The following is a 12,784-nucleotide window of genomic DNA, read 5'->3' as shown; positions in this document are numbered from 1 at the left end:
CAAAGTTAATTAGGGGGTGTTGACCTTTTGAGATTAAATTTGCAGCAGTCTGTTTGGTATTTAGGCAAGGAAGAGCCTAAGTAGTGTGAATATTCCACATAAATAGGCGATAACGCAGCATCAATGCCAAACAGGCGCTGCCCGAAGGGTTCTGCCTAGAGGCTATTTACTCTTTGTTGCCTACATGGATGTAGGTAAGGGGCGTGAGCAGGGCGCGGAAGCTTTGCTCGGTTTTTACTTATTCTTACATGGATGTAAGCCAGTAGAATAACGCAGGAGCAGTTATCGAGCCCACTAGGTTGCAAACCTCGCGCCGGGATTAAACCGCCCCTAGTTTGAACAAATATTAATCCGCAAAGGTCAGCAGACCCTAGTTAAAGGATACCTAAGGGAGAGAACAAATGCTATTGAGAGGCTGAATTAAAAAGAAAAATTATGGCTTTTTATAACGATGTGCGCCACATAATGGCGCACACAGTAATCGTTGTATTTACTTATGACGACCTTGTAGGCAAGCAACTACATCAGTGAGTTCTAACCCTTGGCGTTGTAGTAGTACAACGAGGTGATACAACAAATCGGCCGATTCGTTGGTAAGTTCATTGTTGTCGTGTTTCATTGCTGCAAGCGCCACTTCTACACCTTCTTCACCTACTTTTTGACAGCTACGGCTTAAGTCTTCTGCGAACAGTGACGCAGTGTAGCTTTTAGCTGGATCATCACTTTTACGAGCAACAATGACATCTTCAAGTTGCGCTAAAAAGCTCAAGCTTGGTTTTGCATCATCACCAAAACAGCTTTGCGTGCCTAAATGACAGGTTGGGCCTTCTGGGTTTGCAAGTACGAGTATAGAGTCGTAATCGCAATCGGTATGCACCGATACCACGTTTAAAAAGTTTTCTGATGACTCGCCTTTGGTCCATAAACGCGATTTAGAGCGCGAATAAAAGGTCACTTTATTGCTCTCAAGCGTAACTTTTAACGCTTCGCTGTTCATAAAGCCTTGCATTAAAATAACGCCAGAGCGGGCATCCTGAACAATAGCAGGGATCATTTCGCTTTTAGCAAAATCAACTTGGGTTTGGTTTTGTTGTGTTAATTGCATAATCTTGCTGCCACTTGGTTATCGGTTAAATATTGTTTTAATTCGCCAATGTTAATCACATTTTTGTGAAAAACGCTTGCTGCCAATGCGCCATCGACTTCGCTTTGTTGAAAGACATCAACAAAGTCTTGCATACTGCCTGCACCGCCTGAGGCGATTAAAGGAATATCACACAGCTGGCGTATTTTGCTTAGTTGCTCGTTGTCGTAACCGTTGCGAACACCATCTTGGTTCATACAATTTAAAACGATTTCGCCTGCACCTAAGTCTTGTACGCGTTTAACCCATTCTTCGGTTTTATAACGGGTGCGGCTTGATGCATTAGGATCGCCGGTTAATTGATACACTAAGTATTCGCCGGTTACTTCATCGTAAAAGCTGTCAATACCTACAACAACACATTGCTTACCAAATTCATCGTGTAGCTCTTTTATGAGTTCAGGGCGTGCAATAGCAGGGCTGTTGATACTTATTTTATCGGCACCACGCTCTAAAACCCGTGCTGCATCGGCTACCGATTTAATACCGCCAGCCACACAAAATGGAATATCAATGTGGCGGGCAATGTTTTCAACCCAGTTAACATCAAGTAGGCGTTTTTCAACACTTGCGCTGATTTCGTAAAAAACCAGTTCATCGGCACCAGCATCGCTGTATGCTTTTGCCATTGTTAAAATATCGCCCACTATTTCATGGCCTTTAAATTTAACGCCTTTTACTACTTGGCCGTCCTTTACATCTAAACACGGGATTATGCGTTTTGATAACATGCTAACGCCTCCTCAACACTAAATGCTCCATCAAGTAGTGACTTACCTAAAATTACGCCGCCCACACCAAGTTCATTGAGCTTTTTAATATCATCTAACGAGCTTACCCCACCTGAGGCTTGCACTTTAATATCTGCATTATGATTAATTAAATCTTCATAAAGCGCAAAAGAAGGGCCCGTCATGGTGCCATCTTTACTGATGTCCGTGCATAAAAAATCAATAACACCCAGAGCAACGTAAAAATCGACAAGCTCAAATAATCCAAACTCAGATTCGTTTAGCCAACCGTGAGTAGCAGGTGCCCATCCGTTCGCAGTTTTATTAACATCAAGGGCTATTACAAAGTGCTCAGCGCCAAATTGTTCAATCCAGGCTTTTACTTGCTCACGTTTTTCAACTGCCATTGAGCCAATAACCACTTGGTTTGCACCTGCTTTTAGCCAATCGCTCACGTCTTGCTCTGAACGAATACCGCCACCTACTTGGTAAGGTACGTTAAGCGATTTTGTTGCTGCTTGAATATGTTGCCACTGTTTTTTACTTGGATCCCGTGCACCTTCTAAATCAACTAAATGTAATTTAGTGGCACCACTGTCGGCATACTCTTTTAAGCGAGCACCAAGCTCAAAGGGATAAAACTGTGCAGTATCGTATTTACCTTGATACAAACGGACAATTTGATTTTGTAATACATCTAATGCTGGAATAATCACTGTATTTCTCTTTTAAAAGCATGAAGAGCAACCTAAAGTTGCCAATCAATAAAATTTTGTAATAAACGCGTGCCCACTTTAGCGCTGCGTTCAGGGTGAAATTGCATGCCTGCATAATTGTCTTTAGCTACAATTGCAGAAAATGTTTGCCCGTATTCGCTGCTGACTAGTGTGGCGTTATTAACGGTATGGGCGAAACTGTGCACATAATAAACCTGATCGTCTGCGTGCAAACCTTGAGTCAACGGGTGCGCTTGTTGAACAGATAGGTTATTCCAGCCCATATGCGGTGACGTTAAACTCCCTACATCCAGTGATTTTACTTGGCCTGGTATTTTACCTAAGCATTGCACGTTACCTTCTTCAGTGCTTTCACACAGTAGTTGCATGCCTAAGCAAATTCCCATTAGCGGGCGCTGATATTCGTTAATTGCTTGCTGCCAACCATTATCAACCAAACGCTTCATAGCAACAGATGCATGACCAACACCGGGTAAAATAGCACGTTCATAGCCTGCTAATTGTTCTGGCGAAGTAATCACCGTAGGGTTTTGCCCTAAACGCTCAAATGCAAACCGCACTGAGTTAATATTGGCACAACCGGTATTAATTATCGCTATCATAAACATCCCTTAGAGCTGGCTGTTTGTTGGCTGGTATCTTGCGCAATAGCCATGCGCAAAGCACGAGAAAACGCTTTAAATAAGCCTTCTACTTGGTGGTGGCAGTTGCCGTCACTCACCGATAAAATAAGGCTAATTGCGGCGTTATCACTTAAACTTTTAAAAAAGTGTTCAACCATTTGTACGTCTAAATCACCGGCTTTTTCACGGCTAAAGTTAGCGTTTAATACAAATGATGCCCGACCTGATAAATCAATTTGTGCCTCGGCTTTACATTCATCCATAGGCAAGGCAAAACCATAACGCGCAATTTGCGATTTGGTGCCAAGCGCTTGTTTAAGGGCAACACCTAATGCAATACCAATGTCTTCAACAAGGTGGTGCTCGTCTATGTGTAAATCGCCTTTTGCTTTAATATTTAAGCCAATATTGGCGTGAGTGCGAATTTGATCCAGCATGTGATCAAAAAAACCAAGGCCAGTTTCAATGCTGCCACTTTTCGTTTGATCAAGGTTAACCGCTACATCTATTTGTGTTTCTTTAGTGTTGCGTGTTACGCGACCTTCACGGTTGGCTGTGGTCAGCTTAGTGACAATGGCAGGCCAGCTGCCGTCGTATAAAATACCTTCACAACATAAGTTTTGCGCAAGGCCAATATCGGTTTGGCGATCACCAATCACAAAAGAACGTGCTAAATCAACTTTGCCTGAGCGCATCAGTTCAGTGAGTAAGCCTGTTTTTGGTTTACGGCAATCACAGTTTTGTTCATCAAAATGTGGGCAAATTAATACTGACTCAAAGCTGATACCTTGGCTTTGCAGTATGTTCATCATTTTGTCTTGAGCAATGTCAAAATCGGCAGTTGGGAAGCTGTCTGTGCCCAAGCCATCTTGATTTGATACCATTACTAAACGATAGCCTGCTGCTTGCAGTTGCAATAAGGCAGGAATAACACCTGGTAAAAACGCTAGTTTTTCAAGGCTGTCGACTTGTTTGTCGGTGATTGGCTCTTCAATAATAGTGCCATCGCGGTCTATAAATAAATAGGGGTTACTCATGATACTTCCTGTTGTGCTGCGGTTTGTGGCAATTGCAGGCCATCTAACCAAATTTTTACTTGTTCTAATTCTTGTTCATTACCAATTGAAATACGTAGCCAGTCGTCTTCATTAAATAAGATGAAGGCGCGCATTACTAAGCCTTGTTTAAGCGCTTGTTTAAAGTAATCTTTGTTCGCTAATTTTAAAGTAACGAAGTTGCCTTCACCAGTGAGTATTTTTAATACTGCAGGAGAGGCGTTTAACCAGTCAATAAGCTTTAACTTTAAGCTATTTAAAATCGTCACTTGGCGACGCATTGAGGTAATCGCATCAGGGGCAATGGCTTGCGCTGCAATGCTGGCCACCACACCCGATACCGGATACGGTGCAATGACTTTACGAATAGGCGCTAATACACTGGCCTGAGCGAGAGTAAACCCTGTTCTTAAACCCGCAAGTGCAAACGCTTTTGAGAGTGTGCGAAGCACAACAATATTACTGAACTCGTTTATAAGTTGTGTTGCACTTTGCTCTGGACAAAACTCTATGTAGGCTTCATCAACAATCACTAATGCTTTACCTGCAAGCGCAGTGGCAATGGCTTTTACTTTATCTAGCGGCGTTAAGCTTCCAGTTGGATTATTTGGATTACAAATAAACACTAGTTTTGAGCTACCCACAGCGGCAATTATTTCATCCACGCTGGCATTTAATAAAAGCGCTTGTGTTAGGCCATTGATTGCGACGTCGTGTGTATCGGCCGTTACTTTGTACATACCATATGTTGGTAAAAATAATGCAATACTGTCTTTTGAAGGTTCACAGTAGGTACGTACTAATAATTCAATGCCTTCATCTGCGCCGCGAGTCATTAATACATTTTCGTTTTCAAGCTCAGCATAGGCAGCGTAGCGGTCAATAACCAATTGAGGCTGAGGATCGGGGTAACGATTCAAGTCTTCAATTGTTATTTCAAGGTTTTTAGCATACGGGCTTTCGTTCGCATTAAGCCAGGTTGTGCCGGTTAGTTTTTCACTTTTAGCTGAGCTATACGCAGCAAGCGCTGCAATATTATCAGGTAATAAGCCGCTCTCATTGCTCATTTTTTATTGCCTCTAAACGAATTGAAACCGCATTAGCGTGGGCATCAAGGCCTTCTGCATCTGCTAAGGGTAAAATAGCTTTTGAAAGCTCAGTTAAGCCACGTTTACTGATGGTTTGTACTGTGTAAGTACGAAAAAAATCAAGTAAATTTAAGCTAGAGTAAGTTGCACTGTAACCATAAGTGGGTAACACGTGATTAGTGCCTGAGGCATAATCGCCCGCTGACTCTGGGGTGTAATCGCCAACAAATACAGAGCCTGCATTCTTTACTTTATCTAAATAAGGAGTGGCATCGCCAAGCTGTAATATTAAGTGCTCTGGCCCATATTGCGCTGATACGTCAAACGCTTGGGCTACTGAATCAACTAGAATAAGTGACGAATTCGCCAATGCCTGTTCGGCAGTGTCTTTTCGGCTTAAGTTGGCAAGTTGACGAGTGAGTGCATCTTGCGTTTGTTCAATAATGGTTTCACTGTTACATAATAAAATAACTTGTGAGTCAGCTCCGTGTTCTGCTTGAGAGAGTAAGTCGGCAGCAATAAACTCTGGGTTTGCACGTTCATCTGCAATCACTAACACTTCTGATGGCCCTGCTGGCATATCAATCGCCATACCTGGAATCGTTTGTGCAACTAATTGCTTTGCCATGGTGACAAAGCTGTTACCTGGACCAAAAATCTTATTCACTTTAGGAACAGACTCTGTGCCATAAGCCATTGCAGCAATCGCGCCTGCACCGCCGCTTTCAATAATTGTGGTGATACCACATAATTTAGCGGCATATAAAATAGCCGGGTTAATTGCTTTATCACCTTGTACTGGGGTGGTTAAGACCACGGTTTTTGCACCGCTTAACTGCGCCAATACACCCTGCATAATAACCGATGACGGAAGAGGGGCACTCCCTCCTGGTACATAAATACCGACTGCTTCGATGGCTTGATATTTTAGTTCACAGTCAACACCGGGTTGAGTCGATAACTTAATATCTTTTGGCAGTTGCGCTTGATGAAAACATTTCACATTGGCATAAGCGGTATCAATTGCATATTTAAGCTCTGGGCTTAGCATTTTCTCAGCGGCATTAATTTCATCAAGTGGTACACGTAAACGCGGCTTGGCTCTATTATCGAACTCTTTTGCTAATGCAAGTAGAGCGGCATCGCCTTGCGCATTAACTTTTGCCAAAATAGTCTGGCAAATGCTTTCTACTTTTTCACTTGCTGATACAGCAGGGCGCATAAGCGCCGCTGCTTGAACTTGTGATGATTCCTCATTCCAACGAAGCATTGTTGTTACTCCATCATTTTTTCAATTGGCATAACTAAAATAGAATTGGCACCAAGGGCCTTAAGTTGTTCCATGGTTTCCCAAAATAGGGTTTCACTGCTCACCATGTGTAGGGCAACATATTCATCATTACCCGCAAGAGCCAATAATGTAGGTTGGCCAGCGCCAGGTAAAATCTCACAAATTTCATCAAGCTTGTCTTTTGGTGCGTGTAACATAATGTATTTGCTTTCTTTAGCTTGCTTTACACCACGTAAACGCGGCATTAGTTTATTGATGAGCGCTAATTTTTCAGGATCTTGTAGTTGAGTGTTTTGGATTAAACAAGCATTTGACTCTAAAATGGTATCACCCTGCATTAAGCCATTTGCTTCAAGCGTTGCGCCTGTAGAGACTAAATCACAAATAGCATCGGCAAGTCCTGCTCGTGGGGCTACTTCCACTGAACCTGTTAACATTACTGTGCTGGCGTTAATGCCTTCGCGTTTTAGGTATTGGCTTAAAATTTCTGGGTAAGTGGTTGCTATGCGTTTGCCTTCAAACCAGCTCTTGTCTTGTTTACCAAGTTCTTGTGGCCATGCAAGTGCTAAACGACAGTAACCAAAATCAAGTTTTGCAAGTTTTGTTACTTCGCTTGGAACACCTTGGCGTTCTCTTTCTGCTTGTACTTCAACTAGTACGTTTTCGCCAACAATACCTAAATCACATACACCATCCATAACTAAGCCTGGAATATCGTCATCGCGCACACGCAAAACGTCGATAGGCATGTTGGTTGAGTGTGCTATTAGGCGCTGCTCACGAAGATTGAGTTTTACACCCAGTTGTTTAAGCAGATCTTGACAATCTTTAGATAGGCGGCCACCTTTTTGGATGGCGATACGAAGACGATTACTATTATTCATTACTCATTTTCCTTTAATTTAAAAACTAAAAACCCCGAGGGAAACCTCAGGGCGAAAATGAATCTTGGTATGTTGATTCGCCAGAGGTTTCCTTTTAGGAACAACCTCTCAGCGAAAGACCTGACAGGTTATTCCGATGAATGATGGTGGTGATGTACAACTGTCAGTGAATTAAGCATTTTTATATCCTGTTTAGCTATTCGTTACTATGTTAACGCTTAGCTGCTGTTTGTTTAATAAATTTCGCATTTATAAAAACACATTCACTAACATCATGGCAAGAAAAATATTCTTTAATTAAAGAATATCTTATAACTGTCGATAATAATTAGAGTATTGCTTTATTTATCAACAGCTTTATAGTGATTAAACTACGTTCAACTCAATGGAGGCAAGCATGGATATAATGATCCCTTATTTAGGGCCTATTACGCGTTTAACGCTTGAATCTAAAGGGGCTTTTCATATTGCGGGGGTTCAACAAAGTGCCAGTGCCAAAAAAGTAGAGCTAGAAGAGCGTAAAAAAAGGGAGGTAGAAAAACAACATAAGCTGTCGTTTGACGAAAATAAATCGCGCAACAATACCGCCGAAGAAGATGACGACAAACCCCATCTAGATACATGGGCTTAAATAAAGTTTATTGCCTGCCAGAGTATAAAGGTAATTACAAAACCTCGTTCATTTAATTAAGCCCTCAGCTTAAATTCCGTTTAACTCTCTACAAATCACATTAGTTTAAATTTTTACAGCAAGAACGCGACTTTTTAGTCATCGTTGAGTGATGAAAATTTACTAGTGCAACCTATAAAACTAATCCCCTCGTTGAATTTTTAAAATGTAAATATATGTATACATAATGTTACATATTGTTTTTGCTATAAATACGATTAATTATAACTAACTGTAAATAAAGCACTAAATATTATTACTAATACTTTAATTGTAAATTAAATGTTTAGTTTTCGTTATTGCGGTTTGCGGTCTATGCTGATCCCTAATCGGGTACAAGGTGTACCGGTTAATACAAATATACTAAAAACTTAAACTTTAACGGAGCGTAAACGTGAATTTATCTAAAATCACAATAGCAACTTTTGCTGCTTTAACCTTGGTTCAAGCAACAAATGCAGTAGCTGCGAATAAGAAGTATCTAAATCAACAACCGACAATTAATAACATGGTGCAATCAAACTCTGCTTCCTTGCTATCAGTAAGTCCAAATCAGTTGATTGGGTTAAGTGTAGGGAACGAATTAGTTGTATTAAAAGAGTTTACTAGCAATAACGGAGAAGTAACACGCCGTTACCAGCAAACGTATCAAGGCATTCCTGTTATTGGTGATACAGTCAGCTTAACATTTAACAATGGGATGCTTAAAAAAGCCCATGGTGCCGCTGTTTACAACATTGATGAAGATTTAGCGGACGTTTCAGCTAAGTTGACAAAAAAAGATGCGATTTTAAAAGGGTCAAAAACAGGCATTGCAGCAAAATCAGTCGGCTTGAAAAAACATAACGAGCAATCAAGGCTCGCTATTTGGGTTGACGATCAGAATAAGGCGCATTTAGTTTATGAGGTGTCTTATGTTACTTATGGCAAGTCACCATCAAGACCATATCAGATCATTGATGCTAATACTGGTGAGGTATTACTTAGTTACGATAACTTACAACATGCCAATGCAACAGGTCCTGGCGGAAATCTAAAGACAGGCAAGTATATTTATGGAACTGATTTTGACAGTCTAGATGTTAGTCAATCGGGTAATACTTGTACCATGAATAACGCAAATGTTCGCACTATTAATTTGAATGGTGGAACGAGTGGCTCTTCCGCACATTCATTTACGTGTCCTGAGAATACGGTCAAAGAAATTAATGGCGCATATTCACCGCTAAATGATGCTCATTTTTTTGGTAATGTGATTTTTAATATGTATAACGATTGGGTAGGTACTGCGCCCTTGAGTTTTCAGTTGCAAATGCGCGTTCATTATTCAAGTAATTATGAAAATGCATTTTGGGATGGCAGTGCAATGACCTTTGGTGATGGCCAAAATACGTTTTATCCATTGGTAAGTTTAGATGTATCTGCACATGAAGTTAGCCATGGCTTTACTGAGCAAAATTCAGGTTTGATTTACAATGGTAAACCAGGTGGATTAAATGAAGCATTTTCGGATATGGCTGGTGAAGCTGCTGAATTTTATATGAAAGGCAGCAACGATTGGCTAGTTGGTAAGGATATTTTTAAAGGTAATGGTGCGCTGCGTTACATGAATAACCCTACCCAAGATGGCCGTTCAATAGATAACCAAAGCAACTATTATTCAGGTATGGACGTTCATTATAGTTCAGGGGTTTATAATAAGGCATTTTATAATTTAGCAACCACGCCGGGTTGGGATACGCAAAAAGCCTTTATCGTAATGGCTCGTGCCAACCAACTATATTGGAGTGCGGGTGTAGGCTGGGATTTAGCCGGTAACGGGGTTATGGATGCAGCCTGTGATTTAAATTATGACCCAAATGATGTTAAAGCTGCTTTAGCTGCCGTTGGGGTTAATTCAAATCTTAGTTCAGGTAGTGAATGTGCAACAACACAACCACCGACTGACGATGAAGCATTAACCAATGGGGTAGCGCGTACGGGTATCAGTGGCGCTGAAAAAGAGCAACTATTCTTTACTTTAGATGTTCCCGCTGGCGCGACAAATCTTCAGTTCAATACTACTGGCGGCTCAGGTGATGCAGACTTATACGTTAAATTTGCCAGCCGACCGACCTTAAATAGCTACGACTGTAATAGCACAACATCTACTAGTACAGAAAGCTGTAACATAAGTAATGCACAAGCGGGAACTTACTATGTAATGGTTGAAGCATGGAATGCTATATCTGGCGTATCATTAACGGGTAGTTACTCAGGTGATAATGGTGGGGTAACGCCTATCAACAGAACTGAGTCTAATATTAATGTGACTACTAATAATTGGAGTCGCTTCACTCAAGATTTATCAGAAGGGTATAGCACTTTAAATATTAGTATTGCTGGTGGCAGTGGTGATGCTGATCTTTATATAAACTTTGGTTCGCCTTCAAGTACGTCTTCTTATCTATGTAGACCTTACAAAAATGGCAACAATGAAGAATGTACATTTGAGAACCCGCAATCGGGTACTTGGTACATTGATCTTAGAGGCTACAGTATAGCAAGCGGTGTAACACTCAATGTAACTGCTAATTAGGCATAGTTTTAAAAGGGGCTTAGCCCCTTTTTTTAATGCTTAAAATAAAAGTGAAATGATAAGGAATATTTATGAATTACTTTAAACAACTAGCAGTTATTACTACTTTAACTATGAGTTTTAATTGCTTAGCAAATGAAAATCCAGACAATATTTGGGTAACTATTGATTCAACTGCAGCCCAGCATTATCAACATGAACAAGGTACATTTTTACAAAAAATACCTTTTTCTCACAGAAAATCAAGCCCTATACCAGATGTTGATTTACTCAGTGTACCTAGTAACGCGGTAAATAATTTGAGTGAGTTTATGCATCATAACTACAATCGTTGTGGTGGGTTTGTTGCTCATAGCTCGTTTGAAGAAGCGAGTGATTACGCAAAACAATTAGCGGTCGTTCAAAATAGCCAAGCATTATTAGCGGTCGTTCAAAATAGCCAAGCATTATTAGCTTACAATTATTCTATTGATAATGCGCAGACGGTACAAAGTTTAATTAATGCACAAAGTCCGATTAACTTACAAAGCACAGTAAATTCACTGACTAGTTTTAATAATCGTTATTATACCTCGCAAACCGGTGTTGATGCTTCACAATGGTTGCAAAGTTATTGGCAACAAATTGCAACTAGCCGAAGTGACATAACCATTGAAAGTTATCAGCATAGCTGGGCGCAATCATCCGTCATTGTAACCATTGCCGGTGCTGAAAATGCAGATGAGATTGTAATTATTGGAGGCCATTTAGACTCGATTAACCAAGCAAATCCTGCACAAGGACGCTCTCCTGGCGCGGATGATAACGCATCGGGTATTGCAGTGTTAACTGAAGCTTTAAAAGCGATAGTTGAAACAAATTATAAACCGCAAAAAACCATTAAAATAATGGCATTTGCGGCAGAGGAAGTAGGTCTGAGAGGCTCTAAAGATATAGCCAGTAGTTATCGTGCGCAGGGTAAAAATGTAGTGGGTATGGTGCAATTTGATATGACCGGCAACAACGGTAGTATCGAAGATATTATTATGATGACGGATTACACAAATAATGCTCAAAACCAGTTTTTAGCGCAGCTTATAGACACATACTTACCCCAAATTAGTTATGGCTTTGACCAATGTGGTTATGGTTGCTCCGATCATGCTTCATGGTACCAACAAGGCTTTGCTGCCTCTATGCCGTTTGAATCAAAAATGAATGATATTAATCCACTCATTCATACACAAAATGACAGTAATTTCGATGCTGATCATGCAATAAAATTTGCTAACTTAGCTGTAAGCTTTGTAGCTGAATTGGCAAAGAATGCTGGTGATGTAACACCGCCAAGTAATAATGAGTTAGTAAATGGTGAGCCAATTTCTGGTATCAATGCCACTGCTAAAGAGCAGCTTATCTATACATTGAATGTACCAAAAGGAGCGCAAAATTTAAGCTTTGAAACCTCAGGTGATAATGGCGATGCCGATTTATACGTTAAGTTTAATCAGGCGCCAACATTAAGCGATTTCGATTGTAAAAGTACGTCTGCCACAAGTAATGAACGTTGTGATATTCCTACCAGCGATGATGGAACTTACTATGTAATGGTTGAGGCATATAGCGCAATTAACAATATTTCTTTGATAGGTAGTTTTGAGCAAGCTGGTGCTTTAGAGCCAATCAATCTCGTAGAAGTTAACATTAGCGTAAATGCAGGTGATTGGCAGCGTTATGAACAACGTTTAGTTGCAGGCTATTCTTCGCTAAATGTTGCTATTTCAGGTGGAACTGGCGATGCTGATTTGTATTTAAATTTTGATGCGCCATCATCTAATACACAATATGTGTGTCGCCCTTATAAAAATGGCAACACAGAAACATGTACTGTCTCTGCACCCCAAGCAGGTTTATGGTACATAGATATTAAAGGTTATCGTAATGCAAATGGCATTACCTTAACTATTAATGCAGAATAATTAACAGGGGCACACGCCCCTTTAT

11 protein-coding genes are annotated in these 12,784 nt (G+C 40.6%); 3 read left to right on the top strand and 8 right to left on the bottom strand.

Features of this window, described 5'->3' with window-relative positions; translation table 11 throughout:
• Positions 1 to 490: 490 nt before the first annotated feature.
• Genes hisIE through hisG form a run of 8 tightly spaced genes read right to left on the bottom strand, consistent with a single transcriptional unit; the run spans position 491 to position 7,553 of the window.
• The gene (gene hisIE, locus CWB77_RS12525) at positions 491 to 1,105 is read right to left on the bottom strand and encodes a bifunctional phosphoribosyl-AMP cyclohydrolase/phosphoribosyl-ATP diphosphatase HisIE (RefSeq protein WP_138606541.1); all 615 of its coding nucleotides are present in this window, start codon (positions 1,103 to 1,105) and stop codon (positions 491 to 493) included.
• Positions 1,096 to 1,875, bottom strand: a complete 780-nt coding sequence (gene hisF / locus CWB77_RS12520; RefSeq protein ID WP_010388869.1) for an imidazole glycerol phosphate synthase subunit HisF — start codon at positions 1,873 to 1,875, stop codon at positions 1,096 to 1,098. Before hisF ends, hisIE begins: the two co-directional genes overlap by 10 nt.
• Complete coding sequence (locus CWB77_RS12515; RefSeq protein ID WP_138622994.1) at positions 1,857 to 2,591, bottom strand: 1-(5-phosphoribosyl)-5-[(5-phosphoribosylamino)methylideneamino] imidazole-4-carboxamide isomerase; 735 nt, start codon at positions 2,589 to 2,591, stop codon at positions 1,857 to 1,859. Before CWB77_RS12515 ends, hisF begins: the two co-directional genes overlap by 19 nt.
• A gap of 32 nt (positions 2,592 to 2,623) precedes the next feature.
• Complete coding sequence (gene hisH, locus CWB77_RS12510) at positions 2,624 to 3,214, bottom strand: imidazole glycerol phosphate synthase subunit HisH (protein WP_054201601.1); 591 nt, start codon at positions 3,212 to 3,214, stop codon at positions 2,624 to 2,626.
• Complete coding sequence (hisB, locus tag CWB77_RS12505) at positions 3,211 to 4,272, bottom strand: bifunctional histidinol-phosphatase/imidazoleglycerol-phosphate dehydratase HisB (protein WP_138622992.1); 1,062 nt, start codon at positions 4,270 to 4,272, stop codon at positions 3,211 to 3,213. Before hisB ends, hisH begins: the two co-directional genes overlap by 4 nt.
• The gene (gene hisC, locus CWB77_RS12500; protein WP_138622990.1) at positions 4,269 to 5,357 is read right to left on the bottom strand and encodes a histidinol-phosphate transaminase; all 1,089 of its coding nucleotides are present in this window, start codon (positions 5,355 to 5,357) and stop codon (positions 4,269 to 4,271) included. Before hisC ends, hisB begins: the two co-directional genes overlap by 4 nt.
• Positions 5,347 to 6,648, bottom strand: a complete 1,302-nt coding sequence (hisD, locus tag CWB77_RS12495; protein ID WP_076920230.1) for a histidinol dehydrogenase — start codon at positions 6,646 to 6,648, stop codon at positions 5,347 to 5,349. The genes hisC and hisD overlap by 11 nt, the downstream gene beginning before the upstream one ends.
• A gap of 5 nt (positions 6,649 to 6,653) precedes the next feature.
• Complete coding sequence (gene hisG / locus CWB77_RS12490; protein WP_076920229.1) at positions 6,654 to 7,553, bottom strand: ATP phosphoribosyltransferase; 900 nt, start codon at positions 7,551 to 7,553, stop codon at positions 6,654 to 6,656.
• 397 nt (positions 7,554 to 7,950) lie between these two features.
• Between hisG and CWB77_RS12485 the strand changes: the two genes are divergently transcribed.
• The 3 genes from CWB77_RS12485 to CWB77_RS12475 all read left to right on the top strand — a co-directional run bounded on the left by CWB77_RS12485 (position 7,951) and on the right by CWB77_RS12475 (position 12,759).
• Positions 7,951 to 8,184 carry a hypothetical protein gene (locus CWB77_RS12485; protein ID WP_010388861.1) on the top strand — a complete coding sequence of 78 codons (234 nt, stop codon included), beginning with the start codon at positions 7,951 to 7,953 and terminating at the stop codon, positions 8,182 to 8,184.
• A gap of 433 nt (positions 8,185 to 8,617) precedes the next feature.
• A complete protein-coding gene (locus tag CWB77_RS12480; RefSeq protein ID WP_138622988.1) occupies positions 8,618 to 10,801 on the top strand; it encodes a M4 family metallopeptidase in 2,184 nt (727 codons plus the stop codon).
• Between the two features lie 71 nt (positions 10,802 to 10,872).
• Entirely contained in the window at positions 10,873 to 12,759 is a 1,887-nt protein-coding gene (locus CWB77_RS12475; protein ID WP_138622986.1) for a M28 family metallopeptidase, read from the top strand.
• The last annotated feature ends 25 nt before the right edge of the window (positions 12,760 to 12,784 follow it).

Source organism: Pseudoalteromonas sp. S1610, assembly GCF_005887465.1.
Classification (GTDB): Bacteria; Pseudomonadota; Gammaproteobacteria; order Enterobacterales; family Alteromonadaceae; genus Pseudoalteromonas; species Pseudoalteromonas undina.
The sequence above is the reverse complement of the archived record's forward strand: the minus strand, read 5'-3'. Positions and strand labels throughout refer to the sequence as shown.